17 protein-coding genes are annotated in these 23,482 nt (G+C 68.0%); 11 read left to right on the top strand and 6 right to left on the bottom strand.

Translation table 11 applies throughout. The features are described 5' to 3' along the window. The first annotated feature begins 30 nt into the window (after window positions 1-30). The 8 genes from JOE30_RS00830 (at window position 31) to JOE30_RS00795 (ending at window position 13,988) form a co-directional block, all read left to right on the top strand. Complete coding sequence (locus tag JOE30_RS00830) at window positions 31-1,260, top strand: MCE family protein (RefSeq protein WP_204870654.1); 1,230 nt, start codon at window positions 31-33, stop codon at window positions 1,258-1,260. A gap of 2 nt (window positions 1,261-1,262) precedes the next feature. Further along, on the top strand, window positions 1,263-2,525 hold the full coding sequence (locus JOE30_RS00825; RefSeq protein ID WP_204869005.1) for an MCE family protein: 1,263 nt from the start codon (window positions 1,263-1,265) through the stop codon (window positions 2,523-2,525). Next, window positions 2,522-3,772, top strand: a complete 1,251-nt coding sequence (locus JOE30_RS00820; RefSeq protein ID WP_204869004.1) for an MCE family protein — start codon at window positions 2,522-2,524, stop codon at window positions 3,770-3,772. The genes JOE30_RS00825 and JOE30_RS00820 overlap by 4 nt, the downstream gene beginning before the upstream one ends. A gap of 70 nt (window positions 3,773-3,842) precedes the next feature. Beyond that, entirely contained in the window at window positions 3,843-4,574 is a 732-nt protein-coding gene (locus tag JOE30_RS00815) for a hypothetical protein (protein ID WP_204869003.1), read from the top strand. A gap of 60 nt (window positions 4,575-4,634) precedes the next feature. Further along, on the top strand, window positions 4,635-5,399 hold the full coding sequence (locus tag JOE30_RS00810; RefSeq protein ID WP_204869002.1) for a hypothetical protein: 765 nt from the start codon (window positions 4,635-4,637) through the stop codon (window positions 5,397-5,399). Between the two features lie 439 nt (window positions 5,400-5,838). After that, a complete protein-coding gene (locus JOE30_RS00805) occupies window positions 5,839-9,345 on the top strand; it encodes a DNA-directed RNA polymerase subunit beta (RefSeq protein ID WP_204869001.1) in 3,507 nt (1,168 codons plus the stop codon). A gap of 97 nt (window positions 9,346-9,442) precedes the next feature. Continuing rightward, entirely contained in the window at window positions 9,443-13,399 is a 3,957-nt protein-coding gene (locus JOE30_RS00800; protein ID WP_027504575.1) for a DNA-directed RNA polymerase subunit beta', read from the top strand. Between the two features lie 199 nt (window positions 13,400-13,598). Continuing rightward, window positions 13,599-13,988, top strand: a complete 390-nt coding sequence (locus tag JOE30_RS00795) for a VOC family protein (RefSeq protein ID WP_204869000.1) — start codon at window positions 13,599-13,601, stop codon at window positions 13,986-13,988. Between the two features lie 16 nt (window positions 13,989-14,004). Here JOE30_RS00795 and JOE30_RS00790 read toward each other — a convergent pair whose 3' ends face one another. Further along, window positions 14,005-14,331 (bottom strand): hypothetical protein, encoded by a 327-nt coding sequence (locus JOE30_RS00790; protein ID WP_204868999.1) that lies wholly within the window; start codon window positions 14,329-14,331, stop codon window positions 14,005-14,007. 112 nt (window positions 14,332-14,443) lie between these two features. Between JOE30_RS00790 and JOE30_RS00785 the strand changes: the two genes are divergently transcribed. Then, window positions 14,444-16,081 carry an alkaline phosphatase gene (locus JOE30_RS00785; RefSeq protein WP_204868998.1) on the top strand — a complete coding sequence of 546 codons (1,638 nt, stop codon included), beginning with the start codon at window positions 14,444-14,446 and terminating at the stop codon, window positions 16,079-16,081. Between the two features lie 17 nt (window positions 16,082-16,098). Here JOE30_RS00785 and JOE30_RS00780 read toward each other — a convergent pair whose 3' ends face one another. Continuing rightward, a complete protein-coding gene (locus JOE30_RS00780) occupies window positions 16,099-17,682 on the bottom strand; it encodes a GMC oxidoreductase (RefSeq protein WP_204870653.1) in 1,584 nt (527 codons plus the stop codon). Window positions 17,683-17,887: 205 nt separating this feature from the next. On the opposite strand from JOE30_RS00780, the gene JOE30_RS00775 reads away from it, so the two are divergent. Beyond that, window positions 17,888-18,850 carry an MsnO8 family LLM class oxidoreductase gene (locus JOE30_RS00775; protein WP_204868997.1) on the top strand — a complete coding sequence of 321 codons (963 nt, stop codon included), beginning with the start codon at window positions 17,888-17,890 and terminating at the stop codon, window positions 18,848-18,850. 4 nt (window positions 18,851-18,854) lie between these two features. On the opposite strand, the gene JOE30_RS00770 is transcribed toward JOE30_RS00775, so the two are convergent. From JOE30_RS00770 to JOE30_RS00760, 3 genes are all read right to left on the bottom strand, one after another. Next, a complete protein-coding gene (locus JOE30_RS00770; protein WP_204868996.1) occupies window positions 18,855-19,961 on the bottom strand; it encodes an endonuclease/exonuclease/phosphatase family protein in 1,107 nt (368 codons plus the stop codon). An 81-nt stretch (window positions 19,962-20,042) separates the two neighbouring features. Beyond that, window positions 20,043-21,389, bottom strand: coding sequence for an MFS transporter (locus JOE30_RS00765; protein WP_204868995.1), 1,347 nt, complete (start codon window positions 21,387-21,389; stop codon window positions 20,043-20,045). A gap of 181 nt (window positions 21,390-21,570) precedes the next feature. After that, complete coding sequence (locus JOE30_RS00760) at window positions 21,571-21,954, bottom strand: VOC family protein (protein WP_204868994.1); 384 nt, start codon at window positions 21,952-21,954, stop codon at window positions 21,571-21,573. Window positions 21,955-22,107: 153 nt separating this feature from the next. Here JOE30_RS00760 and JOE30_RS00755 point away from each other — a divergent pair, with 153 nt between their 5' ends. Beyond that, window positions 22,108-23,001 (top strand): SDR family oxidoreductase, encoded by an 894-nt coding sequence (locus JOE30_RS00755; RefSeq protein ID WP_204868993.1) that lies wholly within the window; start codon window positions 22,108-22,110, stop codon window positions 22,999-23,001. Here JOE30_RS00755 and JOE30_RS00750 read toward each other — a convergent pair. Further along, entirely contained in the window at window positions 22,980-23,477 is a 498-nt protein-coding gene (locus JOE30_RS00750) for a histidine phosphatase family protein (RefSeq protein ID WP_204868992.1), read from the bottom strand. The two genes, JOE30_RS00755 and JOE30_RS00750, sit on opposite strands and share 22 nt — an antisense overlap. Window positions 23,478-23,482: the final 5 nt, after the last annotated feature.

Here is a 23,482-nt window from a genome sequence, read left to right as displayed (position 1 = left end):
TCGAGCGGCGGCTTCTTCAGCAAGCGCAACCTGGGAATCATCGCTGCCGTCGTCGCCGTCGTGGTGCTCGTCGTGTTCGCCCTGTGGTGGGCCTTCACCCGACTCGGCACCACCACGATCACGTCGTACTTCGACAAGACGGTCGGCGTGTACGAGGGCACCGAGGTTCGCGTCCTCGGCGTCAAGGTCGGCACCGTCACCAAGGTCGAGGGCCTGGGCGATCAGGTGCAGGTCGACATGCGCGTCGATCGAGGCGTCGACATTCCTGCGGACGCCCGTGCAGTCCAGCTCGCTCCGTCCGTCGTCGCCGACCGCTACGTCCAGCTCGCGCCGGCGTACACGGGCGGCGAGAAGATGGAGTCCGGCGCCGTGATCCCGCGTGAGCGCACGGCCACTCCCGTCGAGGTCGACGAGCTGTACAAGAGCATCGACGAGTTGTCGGCCGCGCTCGGACCGAACGGTGCCAACCAGAACGGCGCCGTCTCCGACCTCGTGACCACCGGCGCGCAGAACCTGGCCGGAAACGGTGAGGCGCTGAATGATTCACTGACCCAGCTCTCCGGTGCCGTCGAGACGCTCGACTCGTACCGCGGCGATCTGTTCGGCACGATCCAGAACCTGCAGACGTTCGTCAGCGCACTGTCGGCGAACGACCAGCAGGTGCGTGCCTTCAACAACCAGCTGTCCTCGCTGACGAGCTTCCTGGCGGGGGAGCGGGAGAATCTCGGCCTCGCGCTGAACCAGCTCTCGGTCACGCTCGGTGACGTCGCGACCTTCGTGCGGGACAACCGGGACCAGCTGTCCAACGACCTCGACGACCTGGCTCCGACCACACAGTTGCTCGCCGACAACCGCCAGAACCTGGCGGACACGCTGACGCTGCTGCCGCTGGCGGTCGCGAACGTCGCGAACTCGTACAACGCCGAGTCCGGATCGCTGGACGCACGCCTGATCTTCCAGGAGTTCCAGGATCCGAAGACGTTCTTCTGCAGCCTCATCGATCTGCAGAAGTTGCGCCCGGGGGATCCGCAGTTCGAGGCGCTCGGCCGGCAGATGCAGCCGATCGTCGACAACTGCAACACGATCGTCGACCAGGTCGTCTCCGGGGTGAAGACGCCGACGCTGGTCCTGCCGTTCGGGTTGCTCAGCGCCGACAACATCCAGCGCAACGTCGAGCCCGGCACCGTGCCCGGTGTCGAATCGCCGCGGGTCGACGACCTGCAGCTTCCGGGTCTGAACATTCCTGCGGAAGGGGAGTGACGATGAGAGTGCGCTCGCGTGGCCTGATGGCCGCCTCCGGTGCCTGCGTCGTCGCCGTGACGCTCAGTGCCTGCGGATCCAGCGGTATCTACGGGATCCCGCTGCCCGGCGGAGCGGACGTCGGATCGGATCCTGTCCGGTTGACGCTGCAGTTCGACGACGTGCTGGACCTGGTTCCGCAGTCGACCGTCAAGGTCGACGGTGTCCAGGTCGGCCGGGTCACCTCGGTCTCCGTGCCGAACGACTCGTGGATCGCCGACGTGGAGGTCGAGATCGACTCGTCCGTGGACCTGCCGGCGAACGCCATGGCGTCGGTCCAGCAGACCAACCTGCTCGGCGAGAAGTTCGTCCAGCTCAGCGTTCCGGCCGACGACGCGGCGTCCGGACGACTGGCGTCGGGCGACACCATCCCCGTCGAGCGCACCCGCCACGCCACCGACATCGAGCAGGTGCTCGGCGCGCTGTCGATGTTGCTCAACGGCGGCGGCGTGGCGCAGCTCGCTCCGATCGTCAAGGAGCTGAACACCGCGCTCGGCGGCCGCGAGGACCGGGTGCGGAACCTGCTCGAGGAGGCCAACTCGCTCATCGGCGGCCTCGAGGATCAGAAGGCCGACATCACGCGTGCGATCGACGGTCTCGACGTCCTCACCGGCACGCTCAACCAGCAGACCGAGAAGATCGACCGGATCCTCGTCGATCTGCCGGTCGCCACCGAGGTGCTCGAACAGCAGCGTCCGCAGCTGACACAGCTTCTCGGTCAGCTCGATCGCCTCGGGCAGGTGGGAACCGACGTCATCGAGCGTTCGAAGGACGATCTGATCGCCGACCTGCGCGCACTGCGCCCGACCCTGCAGGAGCTCTCGACCTACGGCGACGAGCTGATCACGGACCTCGCGTTCGTGCCCACGTTCCCGTTCCCCGACGGCGTCGAGAAGATCACGCAGGGCAACGCGGTGAACCTGTTCCTCAGCGTCGATCTGCAGATCGGCAATCAGCTCACCGCGCTGGGCGTCGGCCAGGGCAACCCGATCTACAGCGCGCCCCGCAACGGCGATCCCAAGCCTCGGGTCGATCCGTCGAACCCGTACTACAACGGCAACGGCCCGCGTAACTCCTTCCCGACCATCTCGCTGCTGCCTCTGCCGCCCATCATCCCGTCGCCGACCCCGGCGCCGGGTGTACCCGCCGCCGCACCGTCGGCGAACCCGTTGGACGGCATCCTGCAGCAGTTCGGGATCGTTCCTCAGAACGAAGGTGGACAGTGAGATCCAAGCTGGTCAGCACACAGCTGATCCTCTTCGTCGTCATCGCCGTGCTCGGCCTCGTGTACGTCGGTGCCAAGTACGTGCGCGTCGACCAGCTGTTCGGTTTCGGCCAGTACACGGTCACCGGTCAGTTCGCCGATTCCGGCGGCATCTTCAGTAACGCCGAGGTGACGTACCGCGGCATTCCCGTGGGGCGCGTCGGTGAGCTGAAGCTGACCGAGCAGGGCGTCGACGTCGAGCTGAAGCTCGAGAAGAGCGCTCCCGACGTCCCGGCCGACACCATCGCCGTGGTGGCCAACCGCTCCGCCATCGGTGAGCAGTACGTCGATCTGCAGCCGCGCACCGATCAGGGCCCGTTCCTCCAGGACGGCGACGTCATCCGGCAGGACGACACGTCCATCCCGACGCCGGTGGAGAGCCTGCTCAAGAACGTCAAGACGCTCGCCGACTCCGTGCCCGTCGACGATCTGCGCACCGTGGTCACCGAACTGGGTACCGGCTTCGAAGGAACCGGCGACGCGCTGGCGGGACTCGTCGATTCGCTGGACAGCTTCTCCGAGGACGGTCTGACGAACCTCCCGCAGACGCTCACCCTGATCCGGGACAGTCGCGTCGTGCTGGACACGCAGTCCGAGCAGTCGTCGTCCATCCAGCAGTTCAGCTCGGACCTCGAACTGGTGACAGCGCAGCTGCGGTCGAGCGATCCGGACATCCGTCGTCTGATCGACAACGGGCTTCCCGCCAGCGATCAGGTCGGCGCGCTCGTCGACCAGGCCGGCCCCGGTCTGACGACCAACCTGACGAACCTCGCGGGTGTGACCAGTGCACTGAGTCCGCGCACGTTCGCGCTGCGTCCTCTGCTGCAGTTCCTCCCGGCCCTGGCGCAGGGAGCGAACTCGGCGAGCCCGGGTGACGGCACCATCCACTTCGGCATCGCGCTCGAGGTGAACAACCCGCCGTCGTGCACCCAGGGATACGAGGGCACGCAGGCGATCCTCGACGCGGAGTACGCCAAGAACCCCGATTTCGATCCGACACAGCAGGATTTCCCGTTGAATCTCGACGCGAACTGCACTGTGCCGCAGGGATCTCTGACGGGTGTGCGCGGCGCGAACAGCGTGCGCTTCGCCGATCCGCAGACGGTGCAGCCGTGGGACGACAAGCCCAAGGTCGCGCCGGACCCCCTCGATCTGAACCCGATCGCGACGCAGCTGGCCGCACTGCTCGGTGTGACGGTCCGCCCCTGACCGTCGAGTCGGGTGAGGAGAGGTGCGCGGTGATGGCAGCGAGAAGTTACCCTCAAGTAGGGTGTCTGCTGTGACGCCAACCACCTCTCCTTCCGACCCGGACCTCGACGGCACCGATACCGGTGACGGCACGTCCGAGTCCACGGCCGCACCGGCGCCGCGCACGTCTCCGGTCGCCACGGCGGTGACCGCCGCGGCCGCCGCGATCACGTTGATCGCGGCCGTCGTGCTGAGCATCTTCTGGTTCCTCGCGTACCAGGAGTCCTCGGACGCCTCCCTGCGCGACGACGCCCTCGCCGGTGCCCGGCAGGCGGCGATCAATCTGAACTCCGTGGACTCGAACGATCTGGACAAGACGTTCGCCGACATCGAGTCCTCCATCACCGGTGACGAGCTCACCAACGGTCTGAACGACACCAAGGATCAGTTCCGCCAGCAGTTCGCGGAGACCGGTGTGGTCACCACCGCGGCGGTGCAACACGCGTCGCTCGTCGGGTTCAGTTCCGACGACGGCACCGCGCAGTCGCTCGTCGTCCTCACCACCGACACCACCAAGCCGGACGGCAACGAGCGGTACCAGAGCACCCTGCGTCTCGAACTGCAGGACGTGGACGGCACGTGGAAGGCCACGCGCATCCAGCCCATCGGGCAACGCATCCCCCTCGAGGTCCCCGGCGCGCCCGCCGCGACCGGCGATCCCGCTGCACCCACCGATCCCGCGGCCCCGGTCGACCCCGCAGCTCCGGTGGATCCCGCCGCGCCCGTCGATCCCGCTCCCGCACCGACCGACGGCGGTCAGTGACACCTCGCTGTCACGACGCCGTCCGTCCCGCTCGCCTCGCACCAGCCAGGAGTTCTCTCTATGCCCCCCGCACGCCGTAGACCCCCCACAGGCGCTCCCCGTGTCCCCGCCGGCAGCATTCGTCGACCCAAGGTCGCCGGACGCTCCACGGCGCCCGCCGCAGGCGGCGACGCGATCGAGAACGAGACCACGAGCGCGTCCACCGACGCGGCCTCGACCGTCGACCTGTCGAAGTCGCCGGCCGACACCGCCGAGGTCGACAGCACGGACGCGGCCTCGGACACGGGCTCTGTCGTGGCCGAGGCGGACGACGGCGCCGCCGCCGGCCGCACGGCCTGGTGGACTCCCCGCACGATGCTGCTCGCCGCACTCGCGGTGGTGTTCGCCGTGATCGCGCTCCTCGCCGTGGTGCGCCCCGGTACGTCCGAGGTGAGCAACGAGGCATGGGTCGACACTCCGGCCACCCTCGAGGTCACGTCGGCCGGGCGCGACGCTCTGCAGACGGTGTTCAGCTACAAGTTCGACACCATCGACCAGGATCAGGCGGCCGCTCGCGCGGTGCTGAACGACGAGCGCCGCGGGGAGTACGACTCCACGGCGGAGCAGACCAAGCAGGGCGTCATCCAGACGCAGACCACCACGACGGCCACCGTCACCGACATCGGGGTGTCACTGCTCGACGGTGACCGGGCCGAGCTGCTGGCCAGCATGGACATCGCCGCGACGCAGGACACGGTCGACCAGGGAACGGTGCAGACTCCGGTCTCGGTGACCATGGAACGTGTCGACGGAAAGTGGCTGCTCGCGACCATCGACAACCGCTGATCGCCCGCTTCGAGCGGATTCGGGGGACGAAACGCCGCTCTCGCTCTTGACGCGGGGGCTTCGGGAGTCCACTCTGATTACCGGATTCATCGAACGCGGGTGCGACCCCGCTGCCATGATCGAGATCGACGCCGGAGCAAATGGAGGCACCGGGCGTCGGGACCGACGGGCAGGGCGTACAGCAGTTCGTGGATCACGGCTCGTGCGGTGTCCGGGCCGAGCGCGCTCGTCGCGCGGACGCGGTTGCCATATCCGCCGCATTGGGGTACTTTTGGACGTTGCGCTGGGTGCCTCCTGTCCACTTCCAGACTTTGCCTGAATCGACACGTGTGTCGATCTCTGCTGAGCGAGGACTTCGTACGGGTAGTGACCAGCGAAGTTCCCACACAAAGAAGCAGATTAGCGACGGTCGCGTAGTGCACGAAGCGGCCCGCGTGAGGTGCTGGAAGGACGCATCTTGGCAGTCTCCACCCAGTCCAAGGAAAACGCCGGAACTCCCGGAGCCCCGAAGAGGGTGTCGTTCGCGAAAATTCGCGAACCCCTCGAAGTACCGGGGTTGCTCGATCTTCAGACCGATTCGTTCGAGTGGCTCGTCGGCACGCCGGAGTGGCGCGCACGTGCGGAAGCACGTGGCGACAGCTCTCGCAGCGGCGGTCTCGAGGACATCCTGACGGAGCTCTCTCCGATCGAGGACTTCTCCGGCTCGATGTCCCTCTCCTTCTCCGATCCGCGCTTCGACGAGGTCAAGGCCTCGATCGACGAGTGCAAGGACAAGGACATGACCTACGCGGCGCCGTTGTTCGTCACCGCGGAGTTCATCAACAACAACACCGGTGAGATCAAGAGCCAGACGGTCTTCATGGGTGACTTCCCGATGATGACCGACAAGGGCACGTTCATCATCAACGGCACCGAGCGCGTCGTCGTCTCGCAGCTCGTACGTTCCCCGGGTGTCTACTTCGACCACGCCGTCGACAAGACCACCGAGAAGGATCTGCACAGCGTCAAGGTCATCCCCGGCCGCGGCGCCTGGCTCGAGTTCGACGTCGACAAGCGCGACACCGTCGGTGTGCGCATCGACCGCAAGCGTCGTCAGCCCGTCACCGTGCTGCTCAAGGCACTCGGCTGGACCACCGAGCAGATCACCGAGCGCTTCGGCTTCTCGGAGATCCTCATGGCCACTCTTGAGAAGGACAACACGGCCGGCACCGACGAGGCGCTGCTCGACATCTACCGCAAGCTCCGTCCGGGCGAGCCGCCCACGAAGGAGAGCGCGCAGACCCTGCTGGAGAACCTGTTCTTCAAGGAGAAGCGCTACGACCTCGCACGCGTGGGTCGCTACAAGATCAACAAGAAGCTGGGCCTGAACTCGGGTCTGCCCATCGAGGCGTCGACGCTGACCGAAGAGGACATCGTCGCCACCATCGAGTACCTCGTGCGTCTGCACGCGGGCGAGAAGTCGATGACGGCACCCGACGGCGTCGAGGTTCCCGTGGAGGTCGACGACATCGACCACTTCGGCAACCGTCGTCTCCGCACGGTCGGCGAGCTGATCCAGAACCAGATCCGCGTGGGCCTGTCCCGCATGGAGCGTGTGGTCCGCGAGCGGATGACCACCCAGGACGTCGAGGCCATCACGCCGCAGACCCTGATCAACATCCGTCCCGTGGTCGCTGCCATCAAGGAGTTCTTCGGAACCTCGCAGCTGTCGCAGTTCATGGACCAGAACAACCCGCTGTCGGGTCTGACGCACAAGCGTCGTCTGTCGGCGTTGGGCCCCGGCGGTCTGTCGCGTGAGCGCGCCGGCCTCGAGGTCCGCGACGTCCACCCGTCGCACTACGGCCGCATGTGCCCCATCGAGACCCCGGAAGGCCCGAACATCGGCCTGATCGGATCGCTCTCGGTGTACGCACGCGTGAACCCGTTCGGTTTCATCGAGACGCCGTACCGCAAGGTCGTCGAGGGACAGGTCACCGACGATGTCGACTACCTGACCGCCGACGAGGAGGACCGCCACGTCGTGGCGCAGGCCAACTCGTCCATCGACACCTCGGGTCGCTTCGTCGACGAGAAGATCCTCGTCCGCCGTAAGGGTGGAGAGGTCGAGTTCGTCTCGTCGATGGACGTCGATTACATGGACGTCTCGCCTCGTCAGATGGTCTCGGTCGCCACGGCGATGATCCCGTTCCTCGAGCACGACGACGCCAACCGCGCACTGATGGGCGCGAACATGCAGCGTCAGGCCGTGCCGCTGGTGCGCAGCGAGGCTCCGCTCGTCGGAACCGGCATGGAGCTGCGTGCCGCTGTCGATGCCGGCGACGTCATCGTCAACGAGAAGGCCGGTGTCATCGAGGAGGTGTCTGCCGACTACGTCACCGTGATGGCGGACGACGGCACTCGCAACACCTACCGGATGCGCAAGTTCGCGCGCTCGAACCAGGGCACCTGTGCCAACCAGCGTCCGATCGTGGACGAGGGCGCACGGGTCGAGGCCGGCCAGGTCCTGGCCGACGGTCCCTGCACCGAGAACGGTGAGATGGCGCTGGGCAAGAACCTGCTCGTCGCGATCATGCCGTGGGAGGGCCACAACTACGAGGACGCGATCATCCTGTCGCAGCGCCTCGTGGAAGAGGACGTCCTGACCTCGATCCACATCGAGGAGCACGAGATCGATGCCCGCGACACCAAGCTCGGTGCCGAGGAGATCACCCGTGACATCCCGAACGTCTCGGACGAGGTCCTCGCCGATCTCGACGAGCGCGGCATCATCCGTATCGGTGCCGAGGTTCGTGACGGCGACGTCCTGGTCGGAAAGGTCACGCCGAAGGGCGAGACCGAGCTGACCCCGGAGGAGCGCCTGCTGCGCGCCATCTTCGGCGAGAAGGCCCGCGAGGTTCGCGACACGTCTCTGAAGGTTCCGCACGGCGAGAATGGAAAGGTCATCGGCATTCGCGTGTTCTCGCGCGAGGACGACGACGATCTGCCTCCCGGCGTGAACGAGCTGGTCCGCGTCTACGTGGCCCAGAAGCGCAAGATCCAGGACGGCGACAAGCTCGCCGGCCGCCACGGCAACAAGGGCGTCATCGGCAAGATCCTCCCCCAGGAGGACATGCCGTTCCTGTCCGACGGCACCCCGGTCGACATCATCCTGAACACGCACGGCGTCCCGCGTCGTATGAACATCGGTCAGATCCTCGAGACCCACCTCGGCTGGATCGGCAAGACCGGATGGAACATTCAGGTGGCCGCGGACGGAGTCCGACCCGACTGGGCCGCGACGCTGCCCGAGGAGATGCTGGCCGCCGAGGCGGACACCAACATCGCCACCCCGGTGTTCGACGGTGCGAAGGAGGACGAGCTCACCGGCCTGCTGGCGAGCACGATCCCGAACCGCGACGGCGAGCGCATGGTCGGCGCGGACGGAAAGGCCACCCTGTTCGACGGCCGTTCCGGCGAGCCGTTCCCGTACCCGGTCTCCGTGGGCTACATGTACATCATCAAGCTGCACCACCTCGTCGACGACAAGATCCACGCTCGTTCGACCGGTCCGTACTCGATGATCACGCAGCAGCCCCTCGGTGGTAAGGCGCAGTTCGGTGGACAGCGCTTCGGCGAGATGGAGTGCTGGGCCATGCAGGCCTACGGCGCCGCCTACACGCTGCAGGAGCTCCTCACCATCAAGTCCGACGACGTGGTCGGCCGCGTGAAGGTCTACGAGGCCATCGTCAAGGGCGAGAACATCCCGGAGCCCGGTATCCCCGAGTCCTTCAAGGTGCTCCTCAAGGAGCTCCAGTCGCTCTGCCTCAACGTGGAGGTGCTGTCCTCGGACGGCGCGGCCATCACGATGGCGGACGGTGACGACGAGGATCTCGAGCGTGCCGCGGCCAACCTGGGAATCAATCTCTCCCGCAACGAGTCCGCGACCGTCGACGATCTCGCGCAGTAATCGGTGACAGGCCGGCGCGAGGCGACTCGCGCCGGCCCACCCCCGATCACTCGTAGCAGCAGAAAACTATCCCTGAGAAGGGGAAAGGAAGTACGACGTGCTGGACGTCAACTTCTTCGATGAACTCCGCATCGGTCTCGCGACCGCGGACGACATCCGCAATTGGTCCTACGGCGAGGTCAAGAAGCCGGAGACCATCAACTACCGCACGCTCAAGCCCGAGAAGGACGGCCTGTTCTGCGAGAAGATCTTCGGACCTACTCGCGACTGGGAGTGCTACTGCGGCAAGTACAAGCGCGTGCGCTTCAAGGGCATCATCTGTGAGCGCTGTGGCGTCGAGGTGACTCGCGCCAAGGTGCGTCGTGAGCGCATGGGTCACATCGAGCTGGCCGCACCGGTCACGCACATCTGGTACTTCAAGGGTGTTCCGTCGCGCCTCGGCTACCTGCTGGACCTGGCGCCGAAGGATCTCGAGAAGATCATCTACTTCGCCGCCTACGTCATCACGTCGGTCGACGACGAGCTGCGCCACAACGAGCTCTCCACTCTCGAGGCCGAGATGGAGGTCGAGAAGAAGGCCGTCGCCGATCAGCGCGACGCCGATCTCGAGGCCCGTGCGCAGAAGCTCGAGGCCGACATCGCCGAGCTCGAGGCGGAGGGCGCCAAGTCCGACGTCCGTCGCAAGGTCAAGGACGGTGGCGAGCGCGAGATGCGTCAGCTCCGTGACCGCGCTCAGCGTGAGCTGGATCGTCTCGAGGAGATCTGGACCACCTTCACCAAGCTGGCCAAGAAGCAGCTCATCGTCGACGAGCTCATCTACCGCGAGTTGATCGACCGCTACGGCGAGTACTTCACGGGTGCGATGGGCGCGGAGTCCATCCAGAAGCTCATGGAGACCTTCGACATCGAGGCCGAGGCCGAGAGCCTGCGCGAGACCATCCGCAGTGGCAAGGGCCAGAAGAAGCTCCGTGCTCTGAAGCGCCTCAAGGTCGTCGCCGCGTTCCAGTCCACGGGCAACTCGCCCATGGGCATGGTGCTCGACGCCGTGCCGGTGATCCCGCCGGAGCTGCGTCCGATGGTGCAGCTCGACGGTGGACGTTTCGCGACGTCCGACCTCAACGATCTGTACCGCCGCGTCATCAACCGCAACAACCGTCTCAAGCGACTGATCGACCTCGGTGCTCCCGAGATCATCGTCAACAACGAGAAGCGGATGCTGCAGGAGTCGGTCGACGCCCTGTTCGACAACGGTCGTCGCGGCCGTCCGGTCACCGGACCGGGCAACCGCCCGCTCAAGTCGCTGTCCGATCTGCTCAAGGGCAAGCAGGGTCGTTTCCGTCAGAACCTGCTCGGCAAGCGCGTCGACTACTCGGGCCGTTCGGTCATCGTCGTCGGACCGCAGCTCAAGCTGCACCAGTGCGGTCTGCCGAAGCTCATGGCACTCGAGCTGTTCAAGCCGTTCGTGATGAAGCGCCTGGTGGATCTCAACCACGCGCAGAACATCAAGTCGGCGAAGCGCATGGTCGAGCGTCAGCGCGCACAGGTGTGGGACGTCCTCGAAGAGGTCATCGCCGAGCACCCCGTGCTGCTGAACCGCGCACCCACGCTGCACCGTCTGGGCATCCAGGCATTCGAGCCGCAGCTGGTCGAGGGCAAGGCCATCCAGCTGCACCCCCTCGTGTGCGAGGCCTTCAACGCCGACTTCGACGGTGACCAGATGGCAGTCCACCTGCCGCTGTCCGCCGAGGCGCAGGCCGAGGCACGCATCCTGATGCTGTCGTCGAACAACATCCTGTCGCCGGCATCGGGCCGCCCGCTCGCCATGCCGCGTCTGGACATGGTGACGGGTCTGTTCCACCTGACGCGTCTCGACGACAAGGCTCTGGGCGAGTTCCAGGCCTCGACGTCCGACTCGGCGGAGCTGGGCATCTACGCCAGCCCGGCCGAGGCACAGATGGCCGTCGATCGAGGCGTCCTCACCGTGCAGTCGCAGATCAAGGTGCGTCTGACGCAGCAGCGTCCGTCGCGCGAGATCGAGGCGGAGCTGTTCCCCGACGGCTGGACCCCGGGCGATGCCTGGACCGCCGAGACGACGCTGGGGCGCGTGCTCTTCAACGAGCTGCTCCCGACGAACTACCCGTTCGTCAACGAGCAGATGCCGAAGAAGCGCCAGGCGACGATCATCAACGATCTCGCCGAGCGGTACCCGATGATCGTGGTCGCGCAGACCGTCGACAAGCTCAAGGACGCCGGCTTCTACTGGGCCACGCGTTCGGGTGTCACGATCTCCATCTCCGACGTCCTCGTGCCGCCGGAGAAGCCGCAGATCCTCGAGGAGTTCGAGGCTCAGGCCGACCGCCTGGAGAAGCAGTACCAGCGTGGCGCTCTCGACCGGACCGAGCGCAACTCGGCCCTGGTCAAGATCTGGCAGGAAGCCACCGAGCAGGTCGGTAAGGCCATGGAGGCCCACTTCCCCGACGAGAACCCGATCCCGATGATCGTGAAGTCCGGCGCAGCCGGAAACATGACGCAGGTGCGGTCGCTCGCCGGCATGAAGGGTCTGGTGACCAACCCGAAGGGTGAGTTCATCCCGCGCCCGATCAAGTCCTCCTTCAAGGAGGGCCTGACGGTCCTGGAGTACTTCATCAACACGCACGGTGCTCGTAAGGGTCTGGCCGACACGGCGCTTCGTACCGCCGACTCGGGCTACCTGACGCGTCGTCTGGTCGACGTCTCGCAGGACGTCATCGTTCGGGAGACCGACTGTGGCACCGAGCGCGGCATCACCACGGTGATCGCGGAGAAGCTGGCCGACGGCTCGATGATCCGCGACGCGCACGTCGAGACCTCGACGTACGCCCGCACCCTGGCCGCCGACGCGGTCGACGCCGACGGCAACGTCATCGTCGAGCGTGGACACGACCTGGGCGACCCGGCCATCGACGCGCTGCTCGCAGCGGGCATCACGTCGGTCAAGGTTCGTTCGGTGCTCACCTGCACCACGGGCACCGGCGTCTGCGCCACCTGCTACGGCCGTTCCATGGCCACCGGCAAGCTCGTCGACATCGGCGAGGCCGTCGGTATCGTCGCGGCACAGTCGATCGGTGAGCCCGGCACGCAGCTCACGATGCGTACCTTCCACCAGGGTGGTGTGGCCGGCGACGACATCACCGGTGGTCTGCCCCGAGTGCAGGAGCTCTTCGAGGCTCGTGTGCCCAAGGGCAAGGCGCCCATCGCGGACGTCTCGGGTCGCATCCAGCTCGAGGACGGTGACCGTTTCTACAAGATCACCATCGTCCCGGACGACGGCGGCGAAGAGGTCGTCTACGACAAGCTCTCCAAGCGTCAGCGTCTGCGTGTCTTCAAGCACGACGACGGCACGGAGCGTCTGTTGTCGGACGGTGACCACGTCGAGGTCGGCCAGCAGCTCATGGAAGGTGCTGCCGATCCCCACGAGGTCCTGCGAGTCATGGGCCCGCGTCAGGTGCAGATCCACCTCGTCAACGAGGTCCAGGAGGTGTACCGCAGCCAGGGTGTGTCCATCCACGACAAGCACATCGAGACGATCGTTCGTCAGATGCTCCGCCGCGTGACCATCATCGATTCGGGCTCCACGGAGTTCCTGCCCGGATCGCTGACCGAGCGCAGTGAGTTCGAGTCGAGCAACCGTCGCGTCGTGTCCGAGGGTGGCGAGCCCGCCGCCGGACGTCCGGTGCTGATGGGTATCACCAAGGCATCGCTGGCAACCGATTCGTGGCTGTCCGCGGCGTCGTTCCAGGAGACCACCCGAGTGCTGACCGACGCGGCGATCAACTGCCGCTCGGACAAGCTCATCGGTCTCAAGGAGAACGTGATCATCGGAAAGCTGATCCCCGCCGGCACCGGCATCAACCGGTACCGGAACATCACGGTTCAGCCCACCGAGGAAGCACGTGCCGCGGCTTACGCGGTGCCGTCGTACGACGATCAGTATTACAGCGCGGACGGCTTCGGCCAGAACACCGGTGCTGCAGTGCCGCTCGACGACTACGGTTTCTCCGGCGACTACCGCTAGAGACGAGCAACATCGAGCCCCATCCCGCTTCGGCGGGGTGGGGCTCGTGTCGTTTCTCAGCTGCTCGGCCCGGCGCACCTCGGATCGTCCGGTGCACCCCCCATCGCGGGTGCAGGTGATGAACCGGAGTGCGGATGGTGTCGCCGGGCGAACAACACCCGCGCGATGAGTTTCAGCCCTGGCTCGGGTCTACTGAGCCATGACCGAGACTCCCAGCACCATCACGAACATCGGCGTGGCCATGTTCACCGTTGCCGATCAGGACAAGGCGCTCGACTTCTACACCCGCGTGCTCGGGTTCGAGGTGCGCGGCGACAGCCGCTTCGGGCCGAACGAGGAGTACCGCTGGCTCGAGGTGGCGCCGCGTGGGTCCACGGCGCGACTGGCGCTCAACCCGCCGATGTACGACCAGCCGGGTGGTTCCGCGATCGGTGTGGAGACGTCGGACGTGCGGGCCGAGCACGCTCGCCTGAGTGCCATCGGCGGCGTCGACGTGGAACCGCTCGGCGGGGACGACGACCCCAACGTGCCGCCGATGTTCATGCTGAAGGATCCCGACGGCAACGTCGTCACCGTCGTGCAGGCGTGAGCGGTTCCCTCCCGGCTCAGCGCAGCGCGAGGGTCGGGAGGGACAGGCTCACCAGCATCAGCGCGAACAGCAGCCACGCGGCGCCCTGCCAGATGGGCCACGTCCCGCCGTGGCGGTAGGAGCGGTAGCCGATCCACAGTGCGCCGATCCCGCCGAGCAGACAGACACCTGGAACGAGCGCCGCGATCACGACGTCGGTTGCGCCCGCTGCGAGGAACACGGCCACCGCGACGGCAGCGATACCGATCACCGCCCCGTCGTACATGGCCGCGTGCCGGATCGCGCGCGGATCGCGCCACCGCTTCTCGACGTCGCGTCTGCCCATCTCTCGCTTGTCGTCCATGAGGACGGCGTACCCGATTCGGGTGGTTTCAGCGCGAGTCCTCGCTGTTCGGCCACACCCGCGTTGCCTCCGCTCCACACGGAGTTTCCCTTCGAGGGGCACCGTTCGATCCATGAGCCGTCGAGATCTCGTCATCGGTGCCGATCGTTCTCTCCGTGCCGGCACCACGCGTCGTTCGTTCCTCACATGGACCGCACTGGTCGGTGCGCTCGCGATGACACCGGAGCTGTCGAGCGCGACGGCGCACGCGCAACCGCCGCGCGGAACCCCGGCCGACTACCCGTTCCGCCTCGGGGTCGCGTCGGGCGATCCGCTGCCGGACTCGGTGGTGCTGTGGACTCGTCTCGCGGTCGATCCGCTCGCTCCGGTCGGCGGTATGCGGCCGGGTGTGGTGCCGGTGCGGTGGGAGATCGCCGAGGACGAACGGTTCGGGCGGACGGTGAGCCAGGGCATCGAGCTGGCATCCGACGCGGACGGTTGGTCGGTGCACGTGGACGTGCGGGGTCTGGCTCCGGCGCGAGAGTACTACTACCGCTTCATGGTCGGTCCGCACGTGAGCACCGTCGGACGGACGAGGACGGCGCCCGCACCGGGATCACCCCTCGCGTCACTGTCGTTCGCGTGGGCGTCGTGCCAGAAGTGGGAGGACGGGTTCTACGGCGCCTACGCCGATCTCGCGGCGAGCGACCCGGACGTCGTGTTCTTCCTCGGCGACTACATCTACGAGTATGCGATCCCCGGCACGGGCGCCCGCGCATCGCAGCCACGGCCCGAGTCCGCGGGACGAGAGACGCTGGTACTGAACGACTATCGCGATCGGTACGCGCTGTACAAGTCGGATCCCGACCTCGCGTCGGCGCACGCGGCGGCACCGTGGATCACCACCTTCGACGATCACGAAGTAGACAACAACTGGGCCGGGGCGATCAGCCAGGATGCCGGCACTGCCGCTCCCGGCGATCCTGCGGGTGATCCGCGGTTGTTCCTCCTGCGCCGCGCCGATGCGTTCAAGGCGTGGTGGGAGAACACTCCCGTGCGGATGGCCCAGCGACCGACGGGACCGGATCTGACGGCGTACCGCCGCTTCAGTTTCGGTGACCTGGTGGACTTCTCGGTGCTCGACACCCGGCAGTACCGCAGCGATCAGGCCAACGGCGACGGCGAACACGCGCAGAACGCGGAGACCGCGGACCCGAGTCGCACCATCACCGGAGCGGCGCAGGAGAAGTGGATCCTCGACGGCTTCGGGTCCGGCGCCACGTGGAAGTTCCTCGCACACCAGACGGTGATCTCCGACCTCGCCCGCATCAGCGACGGCGAGCGGAAGGTCGGGATGGACCCGTGGAGTGGGTACGAGGCGTCACGGCACCGCATCCTCGACGGCGCCCGCGACCGGGGGATCACCCTCGCGTCCATCGTGGGCGACATCCACCGCACCATCGTGTCGGAACTGCGCCGCGACTATCAGGACGACTCCGCCCCGGTGGTGGGCGTCGAGATCGCGTCGACCTCCATCGCGTCGGGCAAGGACGGTGCGGACGTCGACACGGCCGGTGCGGACATCGCGGCCGCGTCCCCGCACGTCAAGTTCGGCAATGCCCGTCGCGGCTATCTGCGTGCGACGCTGACGCCGACCGAGTGGCGGTCCGAGGTCCGGGTCCTGGACGCGATCTCGGTTCCCGGCGCGCCGGTCCGTACGGCAGCGACTGTGACGGTGCCGGAGGGTCGGCCGGAGATCGGCCTGGCCTAGCTGACGGCCGGGTACGCCTAGCCGCCCGCGGCGATGACGGCTGCGATGTTGCGCTCGGCGAGCGCGGTGATGGTGAGAGACGGGTTGGCGGCGCCCGTGCTGCCGGGAACGAGAGCTCCGTCCATGACGTACAGGCCGGGGTGCCCCTTCACTCGTCCGTACGCATCGGTGACGTCGCCCAGGACCGCACCGCCGAGGGGGTGGGCGGTGAAGGTGTCGTCGACGTCGCGAGTGAACGGCTCGGCGGAGACGACGGTGCGGCCGGCCTGTGCCATCCGGTTCTGCACCGCACGCAGTGCCTCGACGGTGTCGCGGCTGCCGCCCTTGGGCCAGGTCAAGCTCATCCCGTCGGTCGCACGGTCGTAGCGGAAATCGGCCCGCAGCGGGTCGATGGTCATACCGAGCGATCCGAGGAACCCCATCTCGGTGGGAACGCCCGGGACGTACCAGTTCTCGACGCTGAGTGGCAGGCCCGTGTCGTCGACGATGCGCGAGGCGCACGGCGCTCCCTGCGGTCCGCCACCGACAGGGCCGAGCGAACGCGTCATGAAGGCGTCGCCGTTGGTGCCCCATCCGCGTCCGACGAACTCGTTGAGCTCGGCAAGCGCGCCGGTGGCCTGTGCGCGGACCAGCAGTTCGGTGGTGCCGATGGAGCCGGCGCCGAGGATCAGCGAGTCGCAGGTCAGCGTGCGCGTCTCGAGTGCGTTGCCCTCGGGATCGAGGCGCCGCACCTCCACGCGGTAGCGGCCGCCGCTCTCGGTGCCGATGGCGACGACCTCGTGGCTGTGACACACCACGGCGTTGCCCGTGGCCTCGGCCTGCGGGATGTAGTTCTGCGTCAGGTCGTGCTTCGCGCCGTTGGAGTTGCCGAACGTGCTGCGGCCGACGGTGGCGGACGGCCGGGACCGACCCGACATCTCGTCACGCAGCACGTTCCAGTTCCAGCCTCCGTCGACGCGCTGCGGGTCGAAACCGGCGCGGCGGGCGTGGTCGTCCCACGTCCGCGAGTGGGCGAACCCGGGGGAGGCGTAGATGTCGTCGGGCATGGTCGACGGCCGGAGCACCGAGCGGGCCTTGGGGTACCACTGCGACGCCATCTCGTCGTAGTCGACGCGGCCACCGAAGGAGAGGTCGAAGAAGCGCTTGTCCGGGGCGATGCTGACGCCGGTGTAGACGACGGAGCCGCCGCCCACCGCGGCCGCGCGCCACACCGACAGGTTCTCGTATCGGGTGGTGTCGAGAACGCCGTTGAACCAGTCGACGGGCCCGACAGGCATGCCGGTGAGGTTGGTGAACGAGCGCTGATGCCACAGGCCGCGGCCGTCGGCCGTCATGTCGGCGGTGAAGATGTCGCGGAACGGGTCGCGCGGCCAGCGGAGTCCTCGTTCGAGCACGGTGACCGATGTACCGGCCTGCGCGAGCCGCAACGCCGCAGCGCTGGCTCCGAAGCCTGATCCGATGACGAGGGCTGGTGAGTGGTCCGGTGGACGCGGGGGGTCGGTGAACAGTTCGGGCAGGAGGTTCCGGATCGAGGGGACACCGAGCGGGAGTGCAGACGCCGTCGACCGGGTGATCGCGGGCGGGACCGCGAGACCCACCATTCCTGCTGCGGCCAGTTGCAGCAGTTGCCTGCGCTTCACGTGCACACCCACCATCGATCGAGAACAGTCGAGTGCTCAGTATCCCGTGAATGGCGCAGGCGATGGAACCATTCGACCGGATTGTATGACTGTTACCAATCTCTGTGCCGGTTTCTCTGAAGTGTCGGAGCGGAACAGGGTGACTCCTGCGGCGGTTGTACAGAATATGCGTCTGTCCCTCCTCGATCGCTCCCGTACCCGCACCGAGCGGTCTGCCGCCACTGCGGTGTCGGACACGATCGAGCGTGCACGGTGGGCCGAGGCGGCGGGCTATGAGCGGTTCTGGGTGGCCGAGCATCACGCCGTCCCCGGCATCGCGAGCGGCTCACCTGCGGTCCTGCTCGCCGCGATCGGCGCGGCGACGTCGCGGATCCGGCTGGGGTCGGGCGGCGTCATGCTGCCGAACCATGCGCCCATCGTCGTCGCGGAGCAGTTCGCGATGCTCGACGCGTTGTGTCCCGGCCGTGTCGACCTCGGTGTGGGCCGGTCACTGGGGTTCACGCCGCCGGTACGCAAGGTGCTGCGGGCGGACACCGAGGACGCCGAACGCTTCGCCGACGATCTCGCGGATCTGCAGGACTTCCTGCTCGGAACCGGTCCGGTGACCGTGCAGCCCGCGCCCGAGCGACTGATCCCGATCCACGTCCTCGCGACGGGTCACGGGCTCTCGATCGCCGCGCAGCGCGGGCTTCCCGTCGTGGTGGGCGGTCCGATGCTGACGGGTGACCTGGCTCCGCTGGCGGCGTATCGACGCGAGTTCGTTCCGTCGGCCTTCGCGGCGCAGCCGTCCGTGACGGTGTCGCTCGACGTGCTGGTCGCCGACACCGACGCCGAGGCCCGCGGGCTCGCCATGGCGGAGGCGGTGGCCATGGCGGACTCCCGCCGGACCGGGGAGTTCCCACCGCTGCGGGCGGTCACCGAGATGCCCGACGGTCTCACCCCGCGGGCTCGGGAGTCGGCCCAGCGCTCCCTCGACGGCAGCGTGCACGGCAGTCCGGCGACGGTGCGCCGCCGGCTCGAGGACCTCGTCGACCGCACCGGTGCCGACGAGATCCTGTCCTCCGCCTCGACGTTCGACCGCGCCGCTCTGCGCGCGTCCGACGAGGCGTTGGCCGCACTGCTGCGCTGACGGGTCAGACCTGCAGGTCCACCCACACCAGTCTGTGATCGCTCGCCGACAGCAACTCGGCGCCCGGCTCGCCCGGCGCGGGCCAGAAGACCCCCGATCCGGTGACCGTCAGATCGATGCTTGGCAGGACGTAGTCCACCCGCAGATCACCCGGCACGGGGTCGGCGAAGTCCGCCGTGTCGGTGCCGGCGGTCGGCGAGGTGGGAGCCGGGTCCTGCAGCGCCGGGCTGTCGAGTAATTGCGCGATGGCGCCCGGGTAGGAGTCTCCGTCGACCGGATCGCTGTTCTGGTCCCCCAACACCACGAACGAGGAGCCGTCCGGCAGGCCGCCGGCCAGCCCGGTGTCGTCGACGAGGTAGTCGGCGCCGGCGATGTAGTCCGCGGTGAGCCGGATCTCGTCGTGATTGCGGCGGCCGTTCCGGTCCTCGGGCCCGTCGAAGGACGGCGGCGTGGGGTGCGAGACGAGCAGGTGGATCACCCGCCCGTCGATGTCCACGGGTACGTCCCAGTGCGACTTGCTCGACAGGCGCAGCGCGTCGGAGTTCGCGCCGTAGTACTCGCGCGGCAGCAGATTGTCGGGCATGTCGGCCCAGCGGAAGGTCTGGAAGGTGCGGACCGCGGCGGCGTCGAGCGGGAACTTCGAGAGGACGACCATCCCGTACTGGCCGGGGAACTGCCCGAAGCCCCAGGCATCGTTCGGCCCGTCGGACCGCCCGTCACCGTCGAGGTCGAGCCCGGACGGCTCGCCGGTGTTGACGGGCGCCGTGTACGCGAACGGGTAGTCGATCGGTGCGTCGCCGACGGTGAGGTAGTTGTCGCGGAAGAGGTCGACGGCACCGTCGGAGTAGTCGAACTCGTTGAGCAGCAGCATGTCCGGGGCATTGCGCTGAACCACGTCGGCCACCGACCGGATCTGCGGATCCGTTCCGGACCGCAGAGCGGCGACCAGATCGCCGGCGGCGGGACGGTTCATGCTGGCGTTGTACGTCGCGACGCGGACGGTGCGCGGGTCACCGGGCGGCTCGTCGGCGGCAGGCGCGCTGCAGGCGGTCAGGGTGTGGACGGACGCGGCGAGGACGGACGCGGCGAGGAGCACGCGGGTGAGTCGCATGGTGCGGGACGCTATCGCGCCGCCCTGACAGACGAGCGAACACGAGGAGGCGAGCAGGGGCGCGTCAGGCCACCCCGACCGTCAGGCCACCCCGTCCAGCACCCGCTGTGCGTCCGGCGACACGTACGGGTAGGCGCAGAGGGCGAGCACGCCCCCGATCAGCAGCAGGGGCAGCAGCGGAACCATGCCGGTGGTGAGGGAGCCGTACGCGTCGGACACCGCGCCGACGAGCAGCGGTCCGACGGCGCCGCCCACGGTCGCGGCGATCTGCAGCAGTCCGTAGCCCAGTCCGCGGTCGCGCGGGGCGAGCACGTCGGCGACACACGAGGTGAGCGTCGGGATGGCCCAGGCGGTGAAGAAGCCGAACACGGTGAGCAGCACGGTGAAGGGCAGCCAGCTCTCGGAGGCCAACGCCCCGGCCATGGCGACGGTGCCCAGCAGGATGCCGGTGCCGCCCACCAGGACGCGCCACTGCGACGGCGTCGAGAACAGGGTTCGCCGGGTGAGCAGGGAGCCGACGAGCGTGCCGCCGACGATGCCGATCAGTGTCAGGCCGCCGCCCGCGGACGCGGCGGCCGCTTCACCGAGGCCGAATCGGCGTTGCAGCAGGCTGGGCACCCAGAACGTCAGACCGCCGACCGCGAGACTCATGACGGTGAGTGCGCCGCCCGTGAACCACAGGGTGCGGATGGGCGCGACGCGGCGGAGTTGGATCGGCATGGGGTCGGTCGCGGCGACCGGTGCGGGTGCGTCGGCGCTGCCCGCGGCCAGCCGGTCGGCGTAGCCGCGCTCGGGCTCCCGCACGCGCGACATCAGCACGGCGACCACCACGCCGGGGATCGCCATGACGAGGAAGGCGCCGCGCCACCCGAGCCAGTCGGCGAGCACTCCGCCCAGCACGATGCCGGCGCCGCCGAGGTAGGCCGCGGTGCGCCACCAGCCGAAGGCCGTCGGGCGGGTGGCAGGTGGGTGGAAGTCGGCGAGCATGCTGGCGCTGGCCGGGTTGTCGATGGCCTCGGCGGCGGCGAGGCCCATGCGCACCAGGTAGAAGATGGCGAAGGTGGGAGCGAGCGCGGAGCCGACCGTCGCCAGGGCCCACAGGAAGACGACGACAGTGATGATGCGGCCGCGGTCGTGGCGATCGGCGAGGTAGGCGGCGGGCATCGCGAGGAGTCCCGCGGCGACGGCGGCCGCGGTGGGGATGGAACCGGCGGCGGTGTCGCCGAACCCGAACTCCGCCTGCAGCTGCGGCAGCACGGCGGCGACCAGGCTGAACTCGATGCGGTCCACGAGCGAGACCAGCACCAGCACGATCGCGGGTCCCCACCCGTACGGGAGGGTGCGGGAGTCGCGCCGGGCGCCGAGTGTCCGCCAGCGTGGCTGCGCCTGAGTCGTACCGCGCTCGGTCCGATTCTCGGTCTCCGTCACTGCGCCCCCGTCCGACCGGCACGCCTGCCGATTCGGGCGCAGCCTATTCCGGCGAAACGCCCGGGTGCCGCCGTCGCGAGAAGCTTGGGCGGACCCACCATCGGTCCCGTCCGGACCCTTGCTCCGTCACCCCCGTGCGCCTTCTGCGTATCCCTGGATGCGCAAAAGGCGCACGGGGGCGTCAGCCCACAGGCAACTGCTGCACCGCCCACCTGTTGCCGTCCGGGTCGGCGAAGTACGTGAACAACCCCCAGCCCTCGTCCTTCACCGGGGTGGCCTCGACGCCGGCGGACAGCAGCATCTCGTACGCGGCCTGCACGTCCTGCACGACGACCAGCATGCCCTCGACGGATCCGGGTGCGGCGGAGGTGATGTTCCTCCCGATCGCGATCGAGCACGCGGAACCGGGCGGGGTGAGCTGGACGTAGCGCATGTCCGGGAAGGGACTGGCGTCGTGGTCGGCGTGGAAACCGATGCGGGTGTAGAACTCCTTCGCACGGTCGACGTCGGTGACGGGCAGCATGACGAGCTGGATCTCCATGGTGAGTGGGTGCGTGGCGGTCATGGTCGGCCTCTCCTCGTGTCGGATGATGACCGAGATCGTGCTCCCGATCGAGGACAACCACGGTCCGCAGTGCGTCGCCGATTCCGAGGATCAGTAGGTGTCATCTCCGGTCACAGGTACTGTGGCCGGACATTCGTCGTCAGGAGGACTCACATGGTCAGCGTGCGCAACAAGGTCGTGCTCATCACCGGCGCGGGCCGCGGTATCGGCGAGGCGACGGCGCGGGCTCTCGCGGCCAAGGGCGCGAAGCTGGTGCTGACCGACGTGGACGAGGCGCCTCTGACGGCACTCGTGGCCGATCTCGGCGACGTCGCCATGGGGGTGCGCGCCGACGTGCGGGATCTCGCGGACATGCAGGCCGCCGTGGACGCGGGCATCGCGCGATTCGGCGGCATCGACGTCGTCCTCGCGAACGCCGGCATCTCGAGCTACGGATCGGTGCTCAACGTCGATCCGGAGACGTTCAAGCGCGTGATCGACATCAACACCACGGGCGTCTTCCACACCGTCCGCGCGGCGCTGCCCTCGCTCATCGAGCGCAAGGGCTACGTGCTGGTCGTCTCGTCGCTCGCGGCCTTCACCGCGTGCCCCGGCCTCGCGTCGTACAACGCGAGCAAGGCGGGAGCCGAGCACTTCGCCAACGCCCTGCGCCTCGAGGTCAAGTACCAGGGCGTGGCCGTCGGCTCCGCACACATGGCGTGGATCGACACCCCGCTGGTGCAGGACGCCAAGTCCGACCTCACCGCGTTCCAGGATCTGCTCGCCGTCCTACCCTGGCCGCTCGGCCGCACCCTGCCGGTCGAGGCGTGTGTCGACGCCTTCGTCCGCGCGGTGGAGCGGCGGTCACGCCGGGTCTACGTTCCCGGCATCGTGGGCGGCATCGGGTGGGTGCGCTCCGTGCTCACCACTCGGCTCGGTGAGGCCACGACGCTGCGCCACGTGCCGCGCATCCTGCCGAAGATGGACGCCGAGGTGAAGGCGCTGGGTCGCTCGGAGAGCGCGCGCAATCGCGCAGTGGTGGAGGGTCAGTCGACGCGGAGCGCGTGAGTCAGGCGGGCGCGCCCCGGCCCGAGATCCGACCAGTCGCCGGTGAACTCCAGCACCGCCAGCGCGGAAGTGGGATAGCCCCGACGGATCCACACCGCCGCGTCCGACTCCCGGTCGTCGGCGAGTTCCAGTGCCGTGAAGGGGATTCCGGGTGCGTGGCCCACCACCAACACGGTGGCCGCCGAGTCGTCGGTCGCGGTGATCTCGCGGACGATGTCGTCGGGCGAGCCCCCGTAGACGGTGCTCTCGAAGCGCACCGGCCCGTCGACGGCCGTGCGCTCGAGCGTCTGGCGGGTGCGCGTCGCCGTCGAGCAGATCACCGCGTCCACGGCGCCGACGTTCGCCCGGATCCAGTCGCCGGCCGCGGCGGACTGGCGACGGCCCCGCTCGTCGAGCGGCCGGTCGTGGTCGTCCACCCCGTCCGGGTACGAGGACTTGCCGTGGCGCATCAGGATCAGGGTGCGGGTGTCGGACATCGCTC

This window comes from Rhodococcus sp. PvP016, assembly GCF_017832185.1.
In the GTDB taxonomy this organism is placed as follows: Bacteria; Actinomycetota; Actinomycetes; order Mycobacteriales; family Mycobacteriaceae; genus Rhodococcoides.
Note: the sequence above shows the minus strand (reverse complement) of the source record. Positions and strands in the feature narration are given on the sequence as shown.